The sequence below is a fragment of the Trinickia sp. LjRoot230 genome, from assembly GCF_964253315.1.
In the GTDB taxonomy this organism is placed as follows: Bacteria; Pseudomonadota; Gammaproteobacteria; order Burkholderiales; family Burkholderiaceae; genus Trinickia.
In genome coordinates, this window is sequence record NZ_CAXUQX020000001.1 from 140,103 (window position 1) to 163,061 (window position 22,959).

A 22,959-nucleotide genomic window follows, 5' to 3' on the forward strand; every position below is an offset into this window, starting at 1 on the left:
GAGGTGGCGCGCTTGTTATTAGCGCATTTTCAAACCTTTAAGCCTTGTTACAGGCCGAAACAGCAAACCACCTCGCGAAATGCGGATTCGGTAAAGATTCGGTAATTAGCTCGCCTTGCGCATTATGCAAGCCGGCACTTGTTGCGCCTTGATGACGACGCTCACCTATAATGGGCACGCCCCTTTGCCACGCCTTTGCACAGTTGTTATCGGACACACACGCTCCGATACTTTGCGTGCCCCGCCACCCCTCGGCATAGTTGACCCGGCCATGTAGGAAAAATTCCTACATGGTTAATAGATAATTCCGACAGCGCTTGCGGGTCTTCTTCCGATTTCCACTCTTTTTACATTTCGACACAATTCGCCAAAGACCAAAAAACGGCCGGCGCGTGCGGGGCAAGCTATGTCTCGCCGAGCAAACGTTTCCGAAGACTGACCATTTGATCGACCCGGGGGAATGATGAGTGCCACCAGCGAAATGCTCAGTGAGATCAAGGAAATCAACCTCTCGTATCTGTTATTGGTTCAACGTCTGCTGCGCGAAGACCGTGCGATGGGCATGTTCCGAATGGGCATCCGGGATCAGCTTGCCGACGTGCTCGCCAATTTGTCGCTTGCGCAGACGGTGAAGCTGGCGGCGTCGAATCAATTGCTTTGCCGTTTTCGATTCGACGACCATACGGTGCTTTCGGCGTTGGCCGACAAGGACAAGCCCGGCACGCTCGCCCGCGCGCATTCGGCCATCCTGATGGCGAGCCAGCCGGCCGAGACAGTCGGCTAAGACCCGACTTCAAGCAGTAAGTAATAAGTAATAAGTAATAAGCCTTCAGCAGGCGGAGCAAACGGCCGATATGGCAACAAAGAGCGTCGTGCTCGAAGTGAAGGAAATCACACTGGCGATCGAGCTCATCGAAACTCGGTGCGCGTTTGCAATTGCTCGAAGCCGAGACGAGTCTGTCGCGAGACAGGCTCATCAAGCTTTATAAGGAATTGAAAGGCGTTTCGCCGCCGAAGGGCATGCTGCCGTTTTCGGCGGATTGGTTCATGACCTGGCAACCGAATATCCATTCGTCGCTTTTCTTCAATATTTACCGATTCATGTCCGGCACGGCCACTGCGAAGCCATTCAGGCCATCGTCAAGAGTTACCGGCTTTACCGCGAGCACGCGCAATTGCACGGCGACGAGCCGCTCCTGAGCCTCACGTGCGCCTGGACGCTCGTGCGCTTTTTCGACTCGAACATGCTCCAGATGACCGCCTGCAAGCTGGCCGACAGCGATTTTGCCGGCCTGGCCGCTTGAAACGGGCGGCCCGCCTGCGTGACCTTCCGCCGACCTCGTGGTTTACGCGACCGTCCCGCTCCACGCGTTTGTCCTCAAAGTTTTGATTTGCATGCCGTAAACCAGACTAACGGCGGTCTGTTCGCCGACCATTGTGAGGACCGCAGTGCTGATTTTCCTGGGAACACTCGTGACCGTGCTGTCCGTCTTCGGCGGATACGCAATCGCGGGCGGCCATCTGGGCGCGCTCGTGCAGCCGGTCGAGATCTTGATGATCGTCGGCGCCGGGGTCGGTGCGTTCATCCTTGGTAACGGGCTCAAGACGATCAAGGCGACGTTCCGGATCCTGCCGACGTTGTTCAAGAGCTCGAAATACACGAAAGAGCTCTATATGGAGCTGATGGCGTTGCTTTACGTTTTGCTTGCGAAGGCGCGCAAGGAAGGCACGCTCACGCTCGAGGCCGATATCGACGACCCGGACAAGAGCCCGATCTTCACGCAATACCCGAAGATCCTTGCCGATAAACACATTGTCGAGTTTTTGACCGACTACCTGCGGCTCATGGTGGGCGGCAACATGAATGCGTTCGAAATCGAAAGCCTGATGGACGAGGAAATCGAGACGCACCACGCCGAAGGCGAGGGCCCGGCTCATGCGTTGATGCGCGTGGGCGACGCGATGCCCGCGTTCGGCATCGTCGCTGCGGTGATGGGTGTCGTGCACACGATGGCCTCGGCCGACAAGCCGCCCGCGGTGCTCGGCGCGATGATCGCGCAGGCGCTGGTCGGTACGTTCCTCGGCATCTTGCTTTCGTACGGGCTGATCGGTCCGCTGTCGAGCCTCGCGGAACAGCGTGTGGCCGAATCGACCAAGATGTTTCAGTGCATCAAGGTGACGATCCTTGCGAGTTTGAACGGTTATGCACCGGCGATTGCCGTCGAGTTCGGACGCAAGGTGCTGTTTTCGACCGAGCGGCCGTCGTTCACCGAGCTCGAAGAGCACGTGCGCCGCGTGAAGGCCAAGTGAGCAGCAGGGAAATCGCGCGATGACGAACAAGGGTAAAGACAGGGCGATCGTTGTCAAGCGCGTGGCGCCCGCAAAGAAGGGGCACCACGGCGGTGCGTGGAAGCTCGCCTACGCGGACTTCATGACCGCGATGATGGCGTTCTTTCTGCTGATGTGGCTGCTGAGCGCCGTGACGCCGGTTCAACTGAAAGGCATCGCCGAGTATTTCAGTCAGCCGCTCAAGGCGGCGATGTTCGGCGGCGATCGCAGCGCGGACGCGTCGAGCATTTTGAAGGGCGGCGGGCGCGATATCTCGACGGACATGGCGGGTGTCACGCACCGGCCCGATGGCACGATCGAGAAGGCCTCGCGCACGGCCAAAGCCGACGATCAGGCGCTCGATGCGCTCACGGGTGCGCTGGAGCGTCGTGAGCAGGCGCGCTTGCATGATTTGCAGGTGAAGTTGATGGCGGCCATCGAGGCCAATCCGGTGTTGCGCCAGTTCAGGCAGCAAATCCGCATCGACTCGACGCTGCAAGGGCTGCGCATCGAGATCGTCGATACGAAAAAACGGCCGATGTTCGCCACGGCGAGCGACGCGGTCGAGCCGTATATGCGCGACATCCTGCGCGCCATCGGCCAGACGCTCAACGACGTGCCGAACCGCATTGTCGTGCAAGGCCACACCGATGCCGTGCCGTATGCAGGCAACGGCCATGGCTACAGCAACTGGGAATTGTCGGCCGATCGGGCCAACGCGTCGCGCCGCGAGTTGATCGCAGGCGGCATGGACGAGCGCAAGGTGTTGCGCGTGCTCGGGCTCGCTTCGACGCAGAACCTGAACAAGGCCGATCCGCTTGATCCGGAGAACCGGCGCATCAGCGTGATCGTGCTGAACCGGAAATCGGAAGAGACGATGACGCGCGACGATACGACGACCACGACGTTGTCGGACGATGCCGCGGGAGTGAAATCACTCGTGCAGCGTGTGCCGGCAGCCGGCGCCGAACCGACAGCGGGCGCGGCGGGTAAGCAATAAGCGCGCGGTGAGCGCAACGAGACGCAAAGAGGCATTCATGATCAAGGACATTTTGGCGATCGACGATTCGGCCGCCATGCGCGAAATTCTGGCGGCGACGCTGCGTGCAGCGGGCTACCGGGTCAGCGTTGCGGTGGACGGTGAAGAGGGGCTGGCGAACGCGCGCGCGCAATCGTTCGATTTGATTCTGACCGATCAGTACATGCCGAAACGCAGCGGTCTCGATGTGATTGCGGCGCTGCGCGCCGAGCCGGCTTACGAGGCAACGCCTATCTTCGTGCTGACGACCGAAGACGGCGACGCCTTCAAGGACGCAGCCCGCGCGGCAGGCGCAACAGGTTGGATCGCGAAGCCGCTCGACCTCGATACGCTCACGGACCTGATCGCGGCAATGCAAGGGTCGGGCGCGCAACGATGACGGACCCACGAGCAGACGAATACTGGACTATCCAGCGCAGCGGCCAGACGCAGATTTTTCGCGGTGACTCAGCATGACACTCGACATTACACAGTTCTATCAGACGTTCTTCGACGAGGCCGACGAACTGCTCGCGCAGATGGAGCAGCTTCTGTTGAACCTCGACATCGGTACGCCCGACCCCGAGGATCTGGCGGCGATCTTTCGCGCGGCGCATTCGATCAAGGGCGGCGCGGCGACCTTCGGCTTCACGGCGCTCACGGAAACGACGCACATTCTCGAGTCGCTGCTCGATCGCGCGCGCAACAACGAATTGACGTTGCGCAAGGACATGATCGACACGTTTTTGGAAACGAAGGACGTGCTGGCGGACCAACTGGCAGCCTATCGCGCCAGTGCCGAGCCCGATGCGGCTAGCGCGGCCGCGATTTGCGCCAAGCTCGAACGACTGAAGGCCGACGGTGAAGCGGCACCCGTGGCAGCCCCGGCGGCAGCACCGGCCGTGAGCGTCGAGCCCACAGGCACGGCGAACGAGACCGATACGCAAGGCGTGCCCGAGCACGTCGTTGCGCAGGCGCTAGAGGTGGCGCATGGCTCGGCCCCGGCAGGCGCCGACGCCAATACCAATATCGGTGCAGATGCAGGACCTCACCTGAAAATTACGCTACGGGGGGTGGGGGAGAAGGACCAGGTGCTGCTGACCGAAGAGTTGGGCAACCTGGGTCATATCGTCGGGCGGGTGAAGACGGGCGACGATCTCGTCGTCTATCTGCAAAGCGATGTGTCGTCCGACGACATTACTGCCGTGTGCTGCTTCGTGATCGATGAAAGTCAGATCGCAATCGGCCGCGGCACCGCGCCCGGCGAGGGCACAGCAGTTGGTGTGCCTTCGCCGGCTCCGTCGGTGCAACCGGAACCCGCGAAGACCGCAGTCGCGGCCGCCCCGGTTCAGCCGGCCGCTGAGCCGAAGCCCGAGGTGAGCACTAACACCAGCACTAGCGCAAGCGCGCCGGCACCGGCCCCAGCGGCCGCGGCGGCGAGCGCGGGCGAAGAAAAGAAGGCACGTCCTGCCGCGGCCGCGGCGGGCGCAGAGGGCAGCTCGATTCGCGTGGGTGTCGAGAAGGTCGATCAGTTGATCAACCTCGTGGGCGAACTGGTCATCACGCAAGCGATGCTGGCCGAGACGACGAGCACGTTCGATCCGGCCTTGCACGATCGGCTGTTCAATGGCATGGCGCAGCTCGAGCGCAATGCGCGCGATCTGCAAGAAGCGGTGATGTCGATCCGCATGATGCCGATGGATTACGTCTTCAGCCGCTTCCCGCGTCTGGTGCGCGATCTTGCATCGAAGCTCGGCAAGCAAGTGGAGCTCGTCACATTCGGTCAGGCGACGGAACTCGACAAGAGTCTGATCGAACGCATCATCGATCCGCTCACGCACCTCGTGCGCAACAGTCTCGATCACGGCATCGAGACCGTCGAAGCGCGGCGCGCGGCGGGCAAGGAAGGGGCCGGGCAACTCGTGCTCTCGGCCGCGCACCACGGCGGCAACATCGTCATTGAAGTCAGCGACGACGGTGCAGGCTTGCGTCGCGACAAGATTCTCGCGAAGGCGATGAAACAGGGCATGCAGGTCAGCGAATCGATGACCGACGAGGAAGTCTGGAATCTGATCTTCATGCCGGGCTTTTCGACGGCCGAGCAGGTCACGGACGTATCGGGCCGCGGCGTGGGCATGGACGTTGTCAAGCGCAACATCCAGGCGATGGGCGGACACGTCGAAATCACCTCGCACGCAGGCAAGGGCACGACGACGCGGATCATCTTGCCGCTTACGCTGGCGATTCTCGACGGCATGTCGGTGAAGGTCGGCAGCGAAATCTTCATCTTGCCGCTGAACTTCGTGATGGAGTCGCTGCAGCCGGTGCCGGAGGATATCTACACGGTCGCCAACGGCGAGCGCGTGGTGCGCGTGCGCGGTGAGTACCTGCCGCTCGTCGCGCTGCACGAGATCTTCTCGGTGGAAGGTGCGCGCACCGAGCCGACGCAAGGCATCGTCACGATCATGCAAACCGAAGGCCGGCGCTTTGCAATGTTGATCGACGAGCTGGTCGGGCAGCAACAAGTGGTCGTGAAAAATCTCGAGACGAACTACCGCAAGGTGCGCGGGATCTCGGCGGCAACGATTCTCGGCGACGGCAGCGTCGCTCTGATCGTCGACGTGGCAGCACTGAACCGTGAGTCCCGTGTCATGCACGGCGCTCTGACCTTTTCGTAACTTGCAGTAATTCCCAACCGTTTGGGGGCTAACGTGGCAGAAGTTCAAACCACCAATTCGAATACCGCGCTCGTCGCAGGCGGGCGCCGTAACGCGCAACAAGCCGAGGCGGCCGGGCAAGAGTTCCTGGTCTTCACGCTCGGCGCGGAAGAGTACGGCATCGATATCCTGAAAGTGCAGGAGATTCGCGGCTATGACAACGTGACGCGCATTGCGAATGCGCCCGAGTTCATCAAGGGCGTCATCAATTTGCGCGGCATCATCGTGCCGATCGTCGACATGCGGATCAAGTTTCATCTGGGCCGCGTCGAGTACGACCATCAAACCGTCGTGATCATTTTGAACGTCGCGCATCGCGTGGTGGGCATGGTGGTCGACGGCGTCTCGGATGTGCTCACGCTCACGACGGATCAGATCATGCCTGCGCCCGAATTCGGCGCGACGCTGACGGCCGAGTACCTGACCGGCCTCGGCACGGTCGAAGGCCGCATGCTGATTCTGATGGACATCGAGAAGCTGATGGTCAGCAAGGAAATGGCGCTGATCGAGGCGCTCACGCAGTAACAAGGCTGCAACCAATAGGGTAGCGGGCGGCGAGCCCAGCCCCGTGCTCGGGCGTTGCCAGCTACCGACGATGGAGAGTTTCAAAGATGCTGCAGAACTGGTCGATTCGCACGACGCTCACGGCCATGGGCGCGGTGTTCGTAGCGCTGATCCTCGTGGTCGGCGGGCTCGGGCTCACGGCTTTATCGCATGCTGGGCGCGCCGTGGATACGCTTTCCGGCGACGACTTGCCGGCGATTCACGCGCTCGACAACACCGGCTCGTATTTACTGCGCACGCGGATTTCGCTCGACCGTTACCGCGCGCTGATGGAGGCGAACAACCCCGACGAGGCGAAGAAGGTCATCGAGCGTTCGCAAGTGCTGCTCAACAAGGCAAACGAAGCTTGGCAGGCGTACCAGAGCGAGCCAAAGCAAGGTCTTGATCCGGCGCTCGCAAGCGAGCTGGCCGCGCACCAAGCCACGCTGCTGCACGACGGCGTTGAGAAGGAGTTCGAGGCCGTACGCGCGGGCGACATGGCCACCTACCACGCGCTTGCTGATACGAAGATCAGCCCGATGTTCGTCGCGTTCGGCGAGTCGTCCGAGAAGGTGTTGAACTCATTGAAGCAGCGTGCCGAAGATTTGCGCGCCGAGTCGGCCTCGCAAGTCTCGTTGATGAGCTCGCTGATCATCGCGGTCGTCGCGCTGTCGATCGTGCTCGTGGTGCTGATCCGCTTCGCGCTGCGCGGCCTGATCGTGCAGCCGATCAATGACGCGATTGCGCACTTCGGCCATATCGCGCAAGGCGACCTGACGCGTGTCGTCGACGTGAAGAGCAGCAACGAAATCGGGCGGCTCTTTGCCGGCATCAAGCAAATGCAGGACAGCATCACCTCGATGGTGAAAGCCGTGCACGGCGGCACCGAGTCGATCGACGTGGGCGCGCATGAAATCGCCATCGGCAACACCGACTTGTCGCAGCGCACGGAAGAGCAGGCTTCGTCTTTGCAGCAGACGGCATCGAGCATGGAGCAGCTCACCGGTACCGTTCGTCAAAACACCGAGAATGCACGGCAGGCAAGCCAGCTCGCCGTCAATGCGTCCGATATCGCCACGCGTGGCGGTGAGGTCGTGCATCAGGTGGTGACGACGATGCAAGACATCGCGACGAGTTCGGGCAAGGTGGTGGACATCATCGGCGTGATCGAAGGCATCGCGTTTCAGACCAACATCCTCGCACTGAACGCGGCAGTCGAAGCCGCCCGTGCGGGCGAGCAGGGCCGCGGCTTTGCCGTGGTGGCCGGTGAAGTGCGCAGCCTCGCGCAACGCAGCGCGGCGGCAGCGAAGGAAATCAAATCGTTGATCGGCGATTCGACCGACAAGGTTGCAAGCGGCTCGGCGCTCGTCGAGCGTGCCGGCACGACGATGGGCGAGATCGTCCAGGCTGTGCGGCGTGTCACCGACATCATGGGCGAGATCAGCGCGGCGTCGGAAGAGCAGTCGACCGGCATCGAAGGGGTGAATCGCGCCTTGGTGCAGATGGACGACGTCACGCAGCAAAACGCGGCGCTCGTCGAACAAGCCGCGGCAGCCGCCGCGTCGCTCGAAGAGCAGACGCGTCAGCTGAAGGCGGTCGTGGGCCGGTGGCGAATCGACGGCACCTATGCACCGGCAGCAGCGGTGAAGCCGGCGTCGAAACTGGTGACGAAACCGGTGACAAGCGCGCTGCGCAAGCCTGCGCTGCCCGTTGCCAAGCCGTTGCCCGCACCGGCGAAGGCAGCGGGCGCAGCGCCGAACGCGCCGCTTGCATCGCACGGTTCGCAAACGTTGCACGTATCGCAGGCATCGCAGGCATCGCCCTCGTCGCGCTCTGTGCCGGCGGCAACCTCCGGTACGGCGGCACCTGCAGCAAAATCATCGACCGTAGCAAAGCCGGCCGCCGCGGCCAAGCCGGCACCCGTCGCGAAACCCCAACCTGTGGCTAAGCCGATGCCGGCCGCCGCGGTGTCGTCGAGCAAATCCGACGACGACTGGGAAACGTTCTAAACGCAGTTCGAAAGGCGTCGCGCGGCAACGTGCGACGTGTAGTGCAGGTAACGAGCATGTGGCATAAAGGCATCCTGCCCGCACCCGGGCGACACATTGCGCCGCGCGTCACCCGGCGCCGGCAGGACGCCAACGATGCCGCACACGGCCACGCAGATCGTGCGCCGGGGCGCATGACGCGCGGCCCGACATTGCTGAAAGCGAGACAAGCAACATGACGACAGCGCGCGCAACACAACGGCTCGAGCGGGCCGATTCCGGCGGCGCCGGCGTGGCCGAGCGTACCGCGTTCGCCGAACGCGATTTTGAATTCACCGCAGCCGATTTCGCACGCATTCGCGGGCTGATCCATCGGCGCGCGGGCATTTCGCTGTCCGAGCACAAGCGCGACATGGCATACAGCCGCCTTGCCCGGCGCCTGCGCGCACGCGGGCTCGACAACTTTCGCGATTATCTGGCGCTGCTCGAGGCCGAAAACGATCCGGCCGAGTGGGAAGCGTTCACCAATGCGTTGACGACCAACCTGACGGCATTTTTTCGCGAATCGCATCACTTCCCGATTCTTGCCGAGTTCGTCAAGCGGCGCCAACAGCCGGTGTCGATCTGGTGCTCGGCGGCCTCCACCGGCGAGGAGCCCTATTCGATCGCAATGACGCTCGTCGAGGCGCTCGGCGAGTCGGCGGCGCGCCAGGCGAGCATTCTCGCCACCGATCTCGATACGCAAGTGCTCGCCAAATGCGAAGCCGGTATCTATTCGCTCGATCAAGTCAAGCCGCTTTCGCAAGAGCGTCTCAAGCGCTTCTTCTTGAAAGGCACCGGGCCGCAGGCGGGGCTCGTGAAGGTGCGCCCCGAACTGCGCGCGATGATCCGCTTTCAGCAATTGAATCTGACCGATGCGGACTATGGCTTGCGTACGCAATTCGATGCGATTTTCTGCCGCAACGTGATGATTTACTTCGATAAACCGACACAGTCGCAGGTGCTCTCGCGCTTCGATCCGCTGATGAAATCGGGCGGGCTGCTCTTTGCCGGCCATTCGGAAAATTTCACTTATGTGACGCAGGCGTTCCGTCTGCGTGGGCAGACGGTCTACGAGCTCACGCGCGACCTCGCTGCCGGCGCGCGCGGTCAAAGCCATGGCCACGGGCATGCGCGCGCGGCCACGAGGCACGGAGAGGAGGCCGAAGCATGAGCCGGCTGCCCATTGCCACCAATCTGTATTTCGACAATCACTTCAACCGTTCGGGCGTGAAGTTATTGCCGAACGAGTTCTATACGACCGGCGAAGACATGGTGCTCGTCACCGTGCTCGGCTCGTGCGTGGCGGCGTGTATTCACGATCGCACGGCCGGCATCGGCGGCATGAATCACTTCATGCTGCCCGACGACGGCGACCAATCAGCCAACGCGGCCGCGTCCGATTCGATGCGCTATGGCGCGTTCGCGATGGAACTGCTGATCAACGAGCTGATCAAGATGGGCGGCCGCCGCGAGCGCTTCGAAGCCAAGGTGTTCGGCGGCGCGGCCGTGCTGGCCGGGATGACGACGATCAACATCGGGGACCGCAACGCAGAGTTCGTGCGGCGTTATCTGGGGCTCGAGAAGATCCGCATCGCCGCCGAGGATTTGCAGGGTGTGCATCCGCGCAAGGTCGCGTTCATGCCCGCCACCGGCCAGGCGATGGTGAAAAAGCTGCGTTTGCAGCAAGAACCGAATGTGGCCGAGCGCGAGCAGGCGCTGGCCAAGCAGGTAGCCGAAGCGCGCGCGGCCCGGCATGCGCGTGCGCGTGAAAAAGAAAATGCGGAATTGTTCACGTCACCTGTGGTGTCTGGTCAGCGCCGCCCGCATATCGAACTCTTCAGTTCGGCACCCAGGCCGCGCATCGAGACGTTCGATTCCCGCCCATTCGGCGGCGGCATCGCTACCGGCATGAACGACAGCGCTAAGACCGTGAAGGAGGCGTGAGAGCTGTGCAGAAAATCAAAGTTTTATGTGTCGACGATTCGGCGCTGATTCGCAGTTTGATGACCGAAATCATCAACGCCCAGCCCGATATGGCGGTGTGTGCGACCGCGCCTGACCCGCTCGTCGCGCGCGAGCTGATCAAGCAGCACAACCCGGATGTCCTGACGCTCGACGTCGAAATGCCGCGCATGGACGGGCTCGATTTCCTCGAAAAGTTGATGCGGCTGCGGCCGATGCCGGTTGTCATGGTGTCGTCGCTGACCGAGCGTGGCTCTGAGATCACGTTGCGCGCACTCGAACTGGGCGCGGTCGATTTCGTCACGAAGCCGAAAGTAGGCATTCGCGATGGGATGCTCGACTACTCGGAAAAGCTCGCCGACAAGATTCGCGCCGCTTCGCGCGCCCGCGTGCGCCAGAGCGCGCCGGCCGCCCATGCGGCGGGAGTTGGCGCCTCGCCGGCCGCGCACGCGCCGATGCTGAACAATCCGCTCGTCAGTACGGAAAAGCTGATCATCGTGGGTGCGTCGACGGGGGGCACCGAGGCGATCCGCGAGGTGCTCGTGCCGCTGCCGCCCGATGCGCCGGCAGTGATGATCGCGCAGCATATGCCGCCGGGATTTACAAAATCATTTGCTCAACGCCTAAATGGTTTGTGTCGAATTACCGTTAAAGAGGCTGAGCACGGCGAGCGCGTGCTGCCCGGGCACGCGTATATCGCGCCGGGGCATGCACATCTGTTGCTCGCACGCAGCGGGGCGAACTATATCGCCCACCTGTCGGACGAGGCGCCGGTGAACCGGCATCGCCCTTCGGTGGACGTGTTGTTCCGCTCTGCCGCGCTGCATGCCGGCAAGAACGCGGTGGGGGTGATCTTGACGGGCATGGGGCGTGATGGCGCAGCAGGTTTGTTAGACATGCGAAATGCGGGCGCATACACTCTCGCGCAGGATGAGGCCAGTTGCATCGTGTTTGGCATGCCGCGCGAAGCGATTGCGATGGGTGGCGCCGATGAAATTGTGTCTTTGTCGGAAATGAGCCGGCGCGTGATGACACGCCTCGCGACGATGGGCGACCGGGTGCAGCGCGTGTAGGTTGGCGAGTGGGCCACTGTGCACTTCGCGCCGCGAAATTGGGATAAAGGGATCGAGATGGACAAAAGCATGAAAATTCTGGTGGTGGACGATTTTCCGACGATGCGTCGGATCGTCCGCAACCTGCTCAAGGAACTCGGCTACGGCAACGTCGACGAAGCGGAAGACGGCGCAGCGGGCCTTTCGCGTCTGCGCGGCGGCGGCTACGACTTCGTCATCTCCGACTGGAATATGCCGAATCTCGACGGTCTCGCGATGCTCAAGGAGATCCGCGCCGACGCCTCGCTCACGCACCTGCCGGTGCTGATGGTGACGGCCGAGTCGAAGAAGGAAAACATTATCGCGGCGGCGCAAGCTGGCGCGAGCGGCTACGTGGTGAAGCCGTTTACCGCAGCAACCCTCGATGAAAAGCTCACGAAGATCCTCGAGAAGATGACGAAGACCGGGAGCTGATCATGGATCAGTTGACAAACGTAAGCGTAGGTACGGGTGGTGACAGCAGCACCGATCTGCACACGGACCGCATTCTGGCGCGCATTGGCTCGCTGACGCGGACCTTGCGTGACTCGATGCGCGAGCTTGGCCTCGACAAACATGTCGAGCGTGCGGCCGAAGCCGTGCCCGACGCGCGCGACCGCCTCAAGTACGTGGCGGCGATGACCGAGCAGGCCGCTGAGCGCGTGCTGAGCGCCATCGACGTCGCCAAGCCGATACAGGAACACCTGCGAGCCGACGCGGGCGCGCTCGACGCGCGCTGGGCGCAATGGTTTGCCGCCCCGATCGAGCGCGAGGAAGTGCGCACGCTGATGACCGACACGCGGGCGTTTTTAGCGAGCGTGCCCGAGGCCACGGCCGGGACCAATGCGCAGTTGCTCGAGATCATGCTGGCGCAGGACTTCCAGGATCTGACCGGGCAGGTCATCAAGAAGATCATGGATGTCGTTTATTTGATCGAGCAGCAATTGCTTGGCGTTCTGGTCGAGAACATTGCGCCGGAGCGGCGCGAGCAATTCGCTGCGACGGCGGCGCAGCTTGCCGCCGAGCCGAGCGCGACGGGCTCGCCCGATTCGCTGCTCAATGGCCCGCAGATCAACCCGGAAGGGCGGGCGGATGTCGTTCAGGATCAGTCGCAAGTCGACGATCTGCTGGCTAGTCTTGGGTTCTGAATGCGGGTTTGTTATTGATATTGCTGGGATTTTGGTTAAGGGCGGTCCGTGTCAGCGGAGCCGCCCTTCTTCATTTTGGTGGCCTGGCTTTGCCGTCCAGATGGCGGGTTATTCGGGGTGCGGCGCGAATTTTGCGGTGGGCGACAGTATCCGCGAGGCCGCGAGTGGGTTAGATTTGCGAAGGTCATGAGCTTGAGAGAGACATACGCAGTAGAGGACCGTCCGTGCCGAGGGGCGCGATAAAAACACTTCCAAAAGGAGGAACCTTTTCTATGTCCATTCGTTTGATTCGTGCCGCGCTGCCGACGATGCTCGCGGTCTGCGGTTTACTCGGCGCGGCGGCGCCCGCGTACGCGGAGCTCGGGGGGGCCCCGATGGCTACGCCGTCCGGCGCTGTCGCTAAAACCATTACGCCGGTTGCGCGCGCGGCTTCGTCCACGGGCGCGTCGGGCACGGCCAGCGCGGCTAGTGCGGCTAGTGCGGCTAGTGCGGCAGCGAGCTCGGCCAGCTACACGATCAAGCAAACCATGCTGTCAGGCGGCACGGTCGTGCGCGAGTACGTCGCTCAGGATGGCAACGTGTTCGGCATCGCCTGGCGCGGGCCGCGCATACCCGATCTTTCCACGCTGCTCGGCACCTACTTCTCGCAATACAAGAGCGCTTTGGAGGCCCAGCGTGCCCAGCGCGCGGGCCGTCGCCCAGCCGCGGTCGATGAATCCGGGCTCGTCGTTTATTCGGTCGGCCACATGGGCGCGTTCTTCGGGCAGGCTTACCTGCGCAACGCGTTGCCGTCGGGCGTGAGCGCCGATCAGATCCAATAACCGCGCCGCCGAAGGAGAACGATCTTGCAAATGACAAGCCAATTCGCGCGCGCGTTGGGCGTGCTTGGGGCCGTTGTGATGGCGGCGGTGGTCGTGGGTTGTGGTGGGGGCGGGAGCGGGGGCGGAGGCGGGAGTCCGGCTCCGGTCACTCCGGCGAATCAGGTGGCGATCAACGTTGCTCAGGGCACCGGCGGCGTGGCCAACATTCCCACCGTGAGCGTCACGGTCTGCCCGCCCGGCAGCACGGCCCACTGCCAGACGATCGACAACATCCAGGTCGATACGATGTCGTACGGGCTGCGCATCGTGAATACGGCGGCGGCTGGGGTGCTGCCGAACCTGGCTCCGGAAACCGACGGCAGCGGCAATCAGATTGCCGAGTGCACCCAATTCGCCGACGGCTACACATGGGGCTCGGTGCGCAGGGCCGATTTGACGATCGGCAGCAAAACCGCCGGCAACGTACCTGTTGCGATCATCGGAGATATGTCGTCATCATCGGTGCCGTCCAATTGCGCGGCAACGGGTACGGCCGAGAACACGGTTGCCCTTTTCGGCGCCAACGGTGTGCTCGGTATTGGCGTGGCGCCGTACGATTGCGAGAGTTGCGCGACGTCGATCCCGACCAACCCGCCTTATTACATCTGCCCGGGCGGCGCGAATTGCACGGCGACGACGATCGCGCTCGTGGACCAGGTCACCAACCCGGTGGTGAAGTTTGCGAGCGATAACAACGGCGTCGTCCTGACTATGCCGGCGATAGGTGCGAACGGTGCAACGTCGGCCTCGGGCACGATGACGTTCGGCATCGGGACACAGGCCAACAATGTGCTGACGGGGGCCACGACGTTTGGCACGAACTCAGCCGGGCTCGTCAACAGCACGTTTGGCACCACGTCGGGGGCCGCATTCTTCGATTCCGGCTCCAACGGATATTTCTTCCAGGACGCGACGTTGGCAGCGTGCAGCGGCATCTACGCAGCGTTTTATTGCCCATCGTCGCTGACATCGCGCAATGTCACGGTTTCGAATATGTCGGGCGCCGCGGCTACCGCGACGGTTGCCATGTCGATCCAAAATGGCCAAACGCTGCTTACCAGCGGCAACTTCGCGTTTAACGATCTGGCCGGCGATCTCGGCTTGTCAGGCGTCGTCGACGTCGGCATGCCGTTCTTCTATGGCCGTACCGTCTACTTCGGCTATGACTTGACCCAGCTCGGCCGCACGCAAACGCCCTACGTGGCGTTTTAGTCTTCCGGCGTATTCGCGCTGGACCGGTCACGGGCGGCAGCTTTGAGCTGTCGCCCGCAATCAATAATATTGTCTTGAAATCAATGGCGCGTGTGCTTCCGGTTTGAGGGTAGCAGCGCTTCCGACGTCGAGATTGTCGATTATCACTAATTGGAGAACTGTCATGGCACGCGAAGTCATGTACCCGACTCCGGGCGAAATCCTTCAAGAAGAGTTTCTTCGCCCGATGGGCATTACTGCCTACCGCCTCGCGAAGGACATTGGTGTGCAGCAACGCCGTATCGGCGAAATCATTGCCGGCACGCGCGCGATCACGGTCGCCACAGGCTTGCGCCTGTCTCGCTACTTCGGAACGAGCGACGCGTTCTGGACCGGCTTGCAACTCGATTATGAGACGGCGGTGGCAAAGGAAGCGTTGGCTGCGGAACTCGAAAAAATCCATCCGATCGCCATTGCTGCATAGACAGGCGCCCGGCGGCGCAATGCCTCACCGCGTGCCAGTTGCGATGGACTCCGATCAAATAGTTGCTGGCGAGATCCTGCGCCAGGAAATCTTTCATCAAGCGATCGTAAGCGTGAGATGTCCGATCGGCTCGACGGCTGGCCGCACTTTGATCTCGATGTCGTAGCCGAGCCGGTTCAAGCAGTCCATCAGCTTGCGTTCAGACAGGTTGGTGAAGTTGCCATGCATCATGCCTGACACCTTCGACTGCGGCACGCCCATGCGTTTCGCAGCGGCTTGCTGGGTGAGTCCAAGGGTACGCATGGCCTTTCTGATTTCGATCACCAGGCCGGTCTTAATCCTCAGCTTTTCTGCATCGGGCAAGCCAAGATCGGCGTAGACGTTGCCCGAGCCGCGTTGTACGTCCATGCTTTCAACGATCCGTTTTCGCATTTCTTGGTTCCCGTGCCGAAGCGTGCCGCCGGGATTATACCTGTTCGGGTAACGTCGCAACCCGAAGCCCAAGCAGCCTCCATCGGTCATTCCTACCCACCCGTCCCCCCATCAGTCGAAATACACCCCTTTCCAGGTCTTTATCCGCCGATCGTCGGTTGACGCCTCCAGGAATAATCGCTCTCAATGAAAAGCGGCATGTTGCCGTGACCGGAGCGGAGAAACCCTGTGGCAGAGGACAGCGACCTCGAGAAAACCGAATCAGCCACTCCCCGGCGTCTTGAAAAGGCGCGTGCGGAAGGGCAGGTTGCGCGTTCCCGAGAACTGGCGTCGTTCGCGTTGCTCGCGGCCGGATTTTTCGGCGTCTGGGGCTTGTCCGGCCCGATCGGCACCCACTTGCAAACGATGATGCGCGGCGCTTTCACGTTCAATCACGCAAGCGTCGTCGATCCGAACCGCATGTTGATTGGCGCCGGTGCGGCTGGCCGCGAAGGCATCCTCGCCGTGCTGCCGGTACTCGCCCTGACGGGCGTGGCCGCCTTGCTCGCGCCGATGGCCATCGGCGGCTGGCTGTTGACCGGCAACGTGCTCCAGTTCAAGCCCGAACGCATGAACCCCATTGCCGGCCTCGGCCGCATCTTCTCGCTCAACGGGCCGGTTCAGGTGGGTATGTCGCTCGCCAAGGTGCTGCTCGTGGGCGGCATCGGCGGCGCGGCCGTCTGGCACCGCAAAGACGAGATCCTGGCGCTTGCGACGGAATCGCTCACGAGCGCCCTCGGCCACGGCATGGCGCTGATCGCCACCTGCTGTGCCTGGACCATCGGCGGCCTCTTTGTCATCGCCGCGCTCGATGTGCCTTATCAACTCTGGCAGTACCACAAGAAGCTTCGGATGACGAAGGAAGAGGTAAAGCGCGAACACCGCGAAAACGAAGGCGACCCGCACGTGAAGGGCCGCATTCGCCAGCAACAGCGTGCGATGGCGCGCCGCCGCATGATGGTCGCGGTGCCGACGGCCGATGTCGTCGTGACGAATCCGACGCACTACGCCGTGGCGCTTCAATACGCGGATGGCGCGATGCGCGCACCGAAGGTCGTCGCCAAGGGCGTGAACCTCGTGGCCGCGCGCATTCGCGAACTCGCGAACGAACATAACGTGCCACTGCTCGAAGCCCCGCCGCTGGCCCGTGCGCTCTATCACAACGTCGAACTGAACCGCGAAATCCCCGGCCTGCTTTATAACGCCGTGGCCGAAGTGCTGGCATGGGTCTATCAATTGCGGCGCTTCCGTGAAGACGGTGGCGACGTGCCCGCCGCGCCGACCGAACTCGATGTGCCGGCCGATATGGACCACGGCCCGATCTCGGACGACGAGATGCGCGAGGAAGAACAAGAAGCGCTTGGCGCAAATGACGGCCACGGCAACGGCAGCGCCAACGGAGCGTCGGCATGAACGCGCGCGTCGGAACCTTCTTCGCCAAACGGCCGCAGGCGCTGGCCGGGACGAACTTGCGCGCGCTGGCAGGCCCCGTGCTGATCTGCATGATCCTCGGCATGATGATCCTGCCGTTGCCGCCGTTCCTGCTCGATCTGCTCTTTACGTTCAACATCGCGCTGTCGGTGATGGTGCTGCTCGTCAGCATGTACACGATGAAGCCGCTCGACTTCGCGGCTTTCCCGAGCGTGCTGCTGTTCTCCACGCTGCTGCGGCTCTCGCTGAACGTGGCCTCGACGCGCGTCGTGCTGCTCGAAGGCCACACCGGACCGGCTGCGGCCGGGCGGGTGATCGAATCGTTCGGGCACTTTCTCGTCGGCGGCAACTTCGCGGTGGGCATCGTCGTGTTCGCCATCCTGATGGTCATCAACTTCATGGTGATCACGAAGGGCGCGGGCCGGATCGCGGAGGTGGCGGCACGCTTCACGCTCGACGCGATGCCCGGCAAGCAAATGGCCATCGACGCCGATCTGAACGCGGGCCTCATCAACGAAGAAGGCGCACGCAAGCGCCGTCTCGCCGTCTCGCAGGAAGCCGAGTTCTACGGCGCGATGGACGGTGCCTCGAAGTTCGTGCGCGGCGATGCGATTGCCGGCCTCATCATCATGGTCGTCAATGTGTTCGGCGGGCTCATCGTCGGCATGGTTCAGCACGGCATGGACTTCGAATCTGCCGGCACGACGTACACGCTGCTGACGATCGGTGACGGGCTCGTGGCACAGATTCCCTCGCTGATCATCTCGACGGCGGCAGGTGTGATCGTCTCGCGCGTGGCGACCGATGAAGACATCGGCACGCAACTGACCGGACAGCTGTTCACGAACCCGCGCGTGCTGATGATCACGGGCGTCATCATCGGGGTGCTCGGCCTGATTCCGGGCATGCCGCACTTCGCTTTCATTTTGCTTGGCGGCGGGGCGATCCAACTCAGCCGCGCGATGAAAAAGCGTGCCGAGCAGGCCAAGGCGAGTGCGGTGCTGCTCGACGCGGCACCGGCGGTTGCGGCGCCTGCCGAATCGAACGAAGCGAGCTGGGACGACGTGACGCTGATCGATGCGCTCGGTCTCGAAGTGGGCTACCGCCTGATTCCGGTCGTCGACAAGAACACCGACGGCGAGTTGCTCAAGCGGATCAAGAGCATCCGCAAGAAGTTCGCGCAGGAAATCGGCTTCTTGCCGCCCGTCATTCATATTCGCGACAACCTCGAACTGCGTCCGAACGGCTATCGCATCACGCTCAAGGGCGTCGACGTCGGCGTGGGCGAAGCGTATCCGGGCCAGTGGCTCGCGATCAATCCGGGGCAGGTCACGGCCGCGCTGCCGGGCACGCCGACGCAAGATCCGGCCTTCGGCCTGCCGGCGGTCTGGATCGACACCAATCTGCGCGAGCAGGCTCAGGTGTACGGCTACACGGTGGTCGACGCGAGCACGGTGGTGGCGACGCATTTGAACCATCTCGTCGTGCAGCATGCCGCCGAGTTGCTTGGCCGCCAGGAAGTGCAGGCGCTCATTACGCGCATCGGCAAGGACGCGCCATCGCTCGTCGAAGATCTCGTGCCGAAGACGCTGTCGCTCGCCACGCTGCAAAAGGTGCTGCAAAACCTGCTCGAAGAGGGTGTGCCGATTCGCGACATGCGCACGATTCTCGAAGCGCTGTGCGAGCAATCGGGCAAGTCGGGCGACGCGCACGAGCTGACCTCCACCGTACGCCTCGCGCTGGGCCGCGCGATCACGCAGCAGTGGTATCCGGGCAATGGCGAAATGCAGGTGATGGGGCTCGACTCCAATCTCGAACGTGTGCTTTCGCAGGCGCTTTCGACCAGCGTCAACCCGGGCCTCGAACCCGGCCTTGCCCACTCGCTTTTGACGGAGACGCAGCGTGCGATCACCCGTCAACAAAATGCCGGGCTGCCGCCGGTGCTGCTCGTGCAGCACGCGCTGCGCACCATGCTCGCGCGATTCCTGCGCCGCAGCCTGCCTCAATTGAAAGTGCTCTCGTATGCCGAAGTGCCCGAGACACGCACGATCAAAGTCGTTAACCTCATCGGGGGTCTAGCTTGAATATTCGTAAATTTGTTGGCGCAACGAGCCGCGACGCCTTACGTCTCGTGCGCGAGGCCCTCGGTGCCGATGCGGTCGTGTTGTCGAATCGCACGAACGAAGACGGCAGCGTCGAAATTGTCGCGCTGGCCGACACTGATCTGGCTGCGCTCGCGCCTGCCGGCGGTGACGGCTCGGATGCGGGTATCGGTGCTGGTGCCGGTAGGTCCCAGCAACACCATTCGCAGCGTTCGCCTGCGGCATACGATGCGCAGCCGTCGCAAGCGTTAGCTGCGCCGACATCGAACGCGGCATTCGCGAACCCCTACGCCAACGGCATGCCGGACGTGTTCTCGGCGGTGTTCGGCGCGAGCCCCGAAATCGGCGCCAATGCCAATGCGGCCGATGCGCGCGGCTTCGCGCCCGGCGCGGCCTCGCTGGCTGCGCCGAATGTCACGTCGGCCCGGCCATCGGCCTTCGCTGCACGCGAGCGGCACACCGACGCCAAGCCTGCCGGCACGATGCCCGCCGCGCGCAGCGCGACCGGTGCGGCCGAAGCGGCACAGACAATGGCCGAGTCGAACCCTTGGCTCATCGATCACGCGCAGCGCTTGGGCTCACAGCAGCAGCGTGGCGACCACGCGACGCCGGCTGCCCACACGGCGAAAACGCATGCGATGACGCCGGCTGCGGCGGCAGCGAAAGGCTTGGGCGCGCCGGGCAAGATTTTGTCGCCCGAGGAACTCGCCTCGGCTTCGTTGCCTGACTGGGCACACGAGGCTGCACAGGTGGCTGCCCGCCGCGCCGTGCCGCGCGTCACGCCCGCTTTCGACGGCGTTGGTGCAAAGGCCGAGCAAGGCCACGAGCATTCGCCGGACGCAGCCACGATGGCCGATGCGGTTCGCGCACGTATCGAAGAAGTCGTCAGCCAGACCGTAATGAGCGAACTGTCGTCGATGCGCGGGATGATGGAAGAGCAGTTTGCCGGCCTGCTGTGGGGCGAGCGTCAACGCCGCAACCCGGTGCAAGGCACGCTCACGAAACAGCTCTTTGCCGCGGGTTTTTCCGCGCAGCTGGTGCGGATGATGGTCGACAACATGCCCGAGTTCGAGAACGTCGAAGCGGGCATGCAATGGGTCCAATCGGTGCTCGGTGCGAATCTGCCCGTGCTCGAAAACGAAGATGCGTTGATGGAGCGCGGCGGTGTGTTCGCGCTGATGGGGCCGACGGGCGTCGGCAAGACCACGACGACCGCCAAGCTCGCCGCGCGCTGCGTGATGCGCTTCGGCGCGAGCAAGGTTGCACTGCTGACGACGGACAGCTACCGGATCGGCGGCCATGAACAATTGCGCATCTTCGGCAAGATTCTCGGCGTCTCCGTGCACGCGGTGAAGGACGCCGCCGATTTGCAACTTGCGCTGACCGAGCTGCGCAACAAACACATCGTATTGATCGATACGATCGGCATGAGCCAGCGCGATCGCACCGTCTCGGACCAGATCGCCATGCTCTGCGGCGCCGGCCTGCCCGTGCAGCGCCTGTTGCTGCTCAATGCGACGAGCCACGGCGATACTTTGAACGAAGTCGTGCAGGCGTATCGCAGCGCCGAGGGGCAACCCGATCTGGCGGGCTGCATTCTGACGAAGCTCGACGAAGCGACGAACCTGGGCGGCGTGCTCGATGCCGTGATCCGCTACAAGCTGCCTGTGCATTACGTCTCGACCGGGCAGAAAGTGCCGGAGAACCTGTACGTCGCGACCCGGAAATTTTTGATCAAGAGCGCGTTCTGCATTCCGCGCGACCATTCGCCATTTGTGCCGCACGACGACGACATTCCGGCTTTGCTGTCCGCGCTCTCGAGCCGTGCGAACGCCGACCTGCATGAGGTTCGCTTTGGATAAGCACGTCACCGATCAAGCCGAAGGGCTGCGCCGCCTGCTCGCGAAAAGCGGTTCGCGCGTCGTAACCGTGACCGGCGGGCCGGTCGGCGTCGGCTGCACGTCGACGATCGTCAACCTTGCCGCCGCACTGGCGGGCCTTGGCAAAGACGTGCTCGTCATTGATGAGTGCCTCGGCGCGAATTCGGTCTCATCGATGCTGGGCGGCGTGCACGGTGCGGGAAATCTGCGTGCGTTGCTCGCAGGAGACATCGGCATCGAAGACGCTGCGCCGCGCCATCACCTCGGATTTTCGGTGCTGGCCGCGTCGCGCGAGAACTGCTCGGGCTACAGCGCCGCGCAGCTCGGCACGATGCTCGCGGGGCCGGCCGATGTCGTGCTGATCGACGCGCGGCTCGATCGCCGCGGTGCGCTCTCGGCGCTGGCCACGCAGTCGCACGACGTGCTGATCGTCACGCGTGTGGCGGCTCAGGCGATTACCGAGGCTTATGCGTGCATGAAACGGCTGCACTACGAGCATGCGATTGCGCAGTTTCGCGTGCTTGTGAACCACGTATCGAGTTTGTCGGACGCGCATACGACGTTCGACAACCTGGCAGAGGTCGCTGCGCGCTACCTGACGGTGTCGATTGCGAATGCAGGATGTGTGGCGGCCGATCAGTTCATGGAGCGCTCGCTCGAACTGGACCGTTGCGTCGTCGATGCGTTTCCGTCGGCGCCATCCGCACGCGATTACCGGCAGGTCGCCGCTGAAATGCTTTATTGGCCGATGCGCCCGGCGCTTGCGCCGCGCGCCACGGCAACCACCACGGTGCGTTCGACCGTCTCGAGTTCGGCAAACGCCGACGCGACGGCTGCGCATCAACATGCTTGAAACGATAGGGACAAGGAAAAGGGGGCCCTCGATGTACAACGCTCAAGGGAAAATGTCCCAGACGGATGTATTGACACAGTACGCACCGCTCGTGCGCCGGCTTGGGTTGCAGCTCGTGGCGAAGATGCCGGCGAGCGTCGATCTCGACGATTTGATCCAAGCCGGCATGATCGGCTTGCTCGATGCGGCGAGTCGATACAAGGAAGACCAGGGCGCGCAGTTCGAAACGTACGCGAGTCAGCGCATCCGGGGCGCGATGCTCGACGAGCTGCGCAACAACGACTGGTTGCCGCGCAGCATGCGCAAGACTTCGCGCGAAGTGGAGTCGGCTGTGCATCAGGTCGAACAGCGGCTGGGCCGCTCGGCGAGTGAAACGGAAGTTGCCGATCATTTGAAGATGCCGCTCGATACGTTTCAGTCGATGCTGCAGGATCTGCACGGCTCGCAACTGATCTATTACGAAGACTTCGACCGCTCGGCCGACGACGAGCCGTTTCTCGATCGCTACTGCGTCGACCATACGGACCCGCTCTCGGCGCTGCTCGACGACAGCCTGCGCTCGGCGCTCGTTGAAGCAATCGAAAAGCTGCCGGAACGCGAGAAACTTTTGATGTCGCTCTACTATGAGCGCGGCATGAATCTGCGTGAAATCGGCGCGGTGATGGAAGTGAGCGAATCGCGTGTGTGTCAGTTGCATAGCCAAGCGGTGGCGCGGTTGCGTACGCGGTTGCGCGAGATGGCTTGGGCTAGTGTTGATTGATTTGATCGAGTGACGTCATGCGATTGCGCCGTTATTGGGCGCTTCGCATTGTAATGACGAAGACCTGATAACCCGACCAGTTCACCTGGG

At 62.7% G+C, this 22,959-nt stretch carries 21 protein-coding genes and 1 pseudogene; 21 read left to right on the forward strand and 1 reads right to left on the reverse strand.

Annotation, left to right across the window (positions count from 1 at the left end):
• Positions 1–463 precede the first annotated feature (463 nt).
• The 16 genes and pseudogenes from flhD to ACSQ20_RS00670 all read left to right on the forward strand — a co-directional run bounded on the left by flhD (position 464) and on the right by ACSQ20_RS00670 (position 15,372).
• On the forward strand, positions 464–784 hold the full coding sequence (flhD, locus tag ACSQ20_RS00595) for a flagellar transcriptional regulator FlhD (protein ID WP_436022806.1): 321 nt from the start codon (positions 464–466) through the stop codon (positions 782–784).
• A gap of 70 nt (positions 785–854) precedes the next feature.
• Positions 855–1,298, forward strand: a pseudogene (gene flhC, locus ACSQ20_RS00600) (flagellar transcriptional regulator FlhC); the annotation flags it as partial.
• 151 nt (positions 1,299–1,449) lie between these two features.
• Positions 1,450–2,310, forward strand: a complete 861-nt coding sequence (motA, locus tag ACSQ20_RS00605; RefSeq protein ID WP_436016483.1) for a flagellar motor stator protein MotA — start codon at positions 1,450–1,452, stop codon at positions 2,308–2,310.
• A 19-nt stretch (positions 2,311–2,329) separates the two neighbouring features.
• Entirely contained in the window at positions 2,330–3,328 is a 999-nt protein-coding gene (gene motB, locus ACSQ20_RS00610; RefSeq protein WP_436016485.1) for a flagellar motor protein MotB, read from the forward strand.
• Between the two features lie 37 nt (positions 3,329–3,365).
• On the forward strand, positions 3,366–3,746 hold the full coding sequence (locus ACSQ20_RS00615; protein ID WP_436016487.1) for a response regulator: 381 nt from the start codon (positions 3,366–3,368) through the stop codon (positions 3,744–3,746).
• Between the two features lie 73 nt (positions 3,747–3,819).
• On the forward strand, positions 3,820–6,024 hold the full coding sequence (gene cheA / locus ACSQ20_RS00620; protein WP_436016489.1) for a chemotaxis protein CheA: 2,205 nt from the start codon (positions 3,820–3,822) through the stop codon (positions 6,022–6,024).
• Positions 6,025–6,057: 33 nt separating this feature from the next.
• Positions 6,058–6,588 carry a chemotaxis protein CheW gene (gene cheW, locus ACSQ20_RS00625; protein WP_436016491.1) on the forward strand — a complete coding sequence of 177 codons (531 nt, stop codon included), beginning with the start codon at positions 6,058–6,060 and terminating at the stop codon, positions 6,586–6,588.
• An 86-nt stretch (positions 6,589–6,674) separates the two neighbouring features.
• Positions 6,675–8,615: a methyl-accepting chemotaxis protein gene (locus ACSQ20_RS00630; RefSeq protein ID WP_436016493.1), complete on the forward strand. Its 1,941-nt coding sequence runs from the start codon at positions 6,675–6,677 to the stop codon at positions 8,613–8,615.
• Positions 8,616–8,829: 214 nt separating this feature from the next.
• Entirely contained in the window at positions 8,830–9,807 is a 978-nt protein-coding gene (locus ACSQ20_RS00635; protein WP_436016495.1) for a CheR family methyltransferase, read from the forward strand.
• Positions 9,804–10,580: a chemoreceptor glutamine deamidase CheD gene (gene cheD, locus ACSQ20_RS00640; RefSeq protein WP_436016497.1), complete on the forward strand. Its 777-nt coding sequence runs from the start codon at positions 9,804–9,806 to the stop codon at positions 10,578–10,580. Before ACSQ20_RS00635 ends, cheD begins: the two co-directional genes overlap by 4 nt.
• 5 nt (positions 10,581–10,585) lie before the next feature.
• Complete coding sequence (locus ACSQ20_RS00645) at positions 10,586–11,671, forward strand: protein-glutamate methylesterase/protein-glutamine glutaminase (RefSeq protein WP_436016499.1); 1,086 nt, start codon at positions 10,586–10,588, stop codon at positions 11,669–11,671.
• A 57-nt stretch (positions 11,672–11,728) separates the two neighbouring features.
• Complete coding sequence (gene cheY / locus ACSQ20_RS00650) at positions 11,729–12,124, forward strand: chemotaxis response regulator CheY (RefSeq protein ID WP_436016501.1); 396 nt, start codon at positions 11,729–11,731, stop codon at positions 12,122–12,124.
• Between the two features lie 2 nt (positions 12,125–12,126).
• On the forward strand, positions 12,127–12,837 hold the full coding sequence (gene cheZ / locus ACSQ20_RS00655) for a protein phosphatase CheZ (RefSeq protein ID WP_436016503.1): 711 nt from the start codon (positions 12,127–12,129) through the stop codon (positions 12,835–12,837).
• 272 nt (positions 12,838–13,109) lie between these two features.
• On the forward strand, positions 13,110–13,658 hold the full coding sequence (locus ACSQ20_RS00660) for a DUF2844 domain-containing protein (RefSeq protein WP_436016505.1): 549 nt from the start codon (positions 13,110–13,112) through the stop codon (positions 13,656–13,658).
• A gap of 30 nt (positions 13,659–13,688) precedes the next feature.
• Positions 13,689–14,909: a DUF3443 domain-containing protein gene (locus ACSQ20_RS00665; protein WP_436016507.1), complete on the forward strand. Its 1,221-nt coding sequence runs from the start codon at positions 13,689–13,691 to the stop codon at positions 14,907–14,909.
• 163 nt (positions 14,910–15,072) lie between these two features.
• Entirely contained in the window at positions 15,073–15,372 is a 300-nt protein-coding gene (locus ACSQ20_RS00670) for a HigA family addiction module antitoxin (RefSeq protein WP_436016509.1), read from the forward strand.
• A 96-nt stretch (positions 15,373–15,468) separates the two neighbouring features.
• Here the strand turns inward: ACSQ20_RS00670 and ACSQ20_RS00675 are convergent, their stop codons facing one another.
• The gene (locus ACSQ20_RS00675; RefSeq protein ID WP_436022808.1) at positions 15,469–15,804 is read right to left on the reverse strand and encodes a helix-turn-helix domain-containing protein; all 336 of its coding nucleotides are present in this window, start codon (positions 15,802–15,804) and stop codon (positions 15,469–15,471) included.
• Positions 15,805–16,032: 228 nt separating this feature from the next.
• On the opposite strand from ACSQ20_RS00675, the gene flhB reads away from it, so the two are divergent.
• From flhB to ACSQ20_RS00700, 5 genes are read left to right on the forward strand one after another with little or no spacing between them, the layout of a single operon-like run.
• Positions 16,033–17,256, forward strand: a complete 1,224-nt coding sequence (gene flhB, locus ACSQ20_RS00680; protein ID WP_436016511.1) for a flagellar biosynthesis protein FlhB — start codon at positions 16,033–16,035, stop codon at positions 17,254–17,256.
• Entirely contained in the window at positions 17,253–19,358 is a 2,106-nt protein-coding gene (gene flhA / locus ACSQ20_RS00685) for a flagellar biosynthesis protein FlhA (RefSeq protein WP_436016513.1), read from the forward strand. The genes flhB and flhA overlap by 4 nt, the downstream gene beginning before the upstream one ends.
• Entirely contained in the window at positions 19,355–21,238 is a 1,884-nt protein-coding gene (gene flhF, locus ACSQ20_RS00690; RefSeq protein ID WP_436016515.1) for a flagellar biosynthesis protein FlhF, read from the forward strand. Before flhA ends, flhF begins: the two co-directional genes overlap by 4 nt.
• Positions 21,231–22,109, forward strand: a complete 879-nt coding sequence (locus ACSQ20_RS00695) for a MinD/ParA family protein (RefSeq protein WP_436022810.1) — start codon at positions 21,231–21,233, stop codon at positions 22,107–22,109. Before flhF ends, ACSQ20_RS00695 begins: the two co-directional genes overlap by 8 nt.
• 31 nt (positions 22,110–22,140) lie before the next feature.
• Positions 22,141–22,869, forward strand: coding sequence for an RNA polymerase sigma factor FliA (locus ACSQ20_RS00700; protein WP_436016517.1), 729 nt, complete (start codon positions 22,141–22,143; stop codon positions 22,867–22,869).
• Positions 22,870–22,959 lie beyond the last annotated feature (90 nt).

Bases quoted from the DNA above. Each gene is read 5' to 3' on its own strand.
- cheZ (WP_436016503.1), top strand. From the start codon at position 12,127: ATGGATCAGTTGACAAACGTAAGCGTAGGTACGGGTGGTGACAGCAGC.
- ACSQ20_RS00630 (WP_436016493.1), top strand. From the start codon at position 6,675: ATGCTGCAGAACTGGTCGATTCGCACGACGCTCACGGCCATGGGCGCG.
- ACSQ20_RS00665 (WP_436016507.1), top strand. From the start codon at position 13,689: ATGACAAGCCAATTCGCGCGCGCGTTGGGCGTGCTTGGGGCCGTTGTG.
- flhD (WP_436022806.1), top strand. From the start codon at position 464: ATGAGTGCCACCAGCGAAATGCTCAGTGAGATCAAGGAAATCAACCTC.
- ACSQ20_RS00635 (WP_436016495.1), top strand. From the start codon at position 8,830: ATGACGACAGCGCGCGCAACACAACGGCTCGAGCGGGCCGATTCCGGC.
- ACSQ20_RS00700 (WP_436016517.1), top strand. From the start codon at position 22,141: ATGTACAACGCTCAAGGGAAAATGTCCCAGACGGATGTATTGACACAG.
- cheY (WP_436016501.1), top strand. From the start codon at position 11,729: ATGGACAAAAGCATGAAAATTCTGGTGGTGGACGATTTTCCGACGATG.
- flhA (WP_436016513.1), top strand. From the start codon at position 17,253: ATGAACGCGCGCGTCGGAACCTTCTTCGCCAAACGGCCGCAGGCGCTG.
- cheD (WP_436016497.1), top strand. From the start codon at position 9,804: ATGAGCCGGCTGCCCATTGCCACCAATCTGTATTTCGACAATCACTTC.
- ACSQ20_RS00675 (WP_436022808.1), bottom strand. From the start codon at position 15,804: ATGCGAAAACGGATCGTTGAAAGCATGGACGTACAACGCGGCTCGGGC.
- cheA (WP_436016489.1), top strand. From the start codon at position 3,820: ATGACACTCGACATTACACAGTTCTATCAGACGTTCTTCGACGAGGCC.
- ACSQ20_RS00615 (WP_436016487.1), top strand. From the start codon at position 3,366: ATGATCAAGGACATTTTGGCGATCGACGATTCGGCCGCCATGCGCGAA.
- motB (WP_436016485.1), top strand. From the start codon at position 2,330: ATGACGAACAAGGGTAAAGACAGGGCGATCGTTGTCAAGCGCGTGGCG.
- ACSQ20_RS00670 (WP_436016509.1), top strand. From the start codon at position 15,073: ATGGCACGCGAAGTCATGTACCCGACTCCGGGCGAAATCCTTCAAGAA.
- ACSQ20_RS00660 (WP_436016505.1), top strand. From the start codon at position 13,110: ATGTCCATTCGTTTGATTCGTGCCGCGCTGCCGACGATGCTCGCGGTC.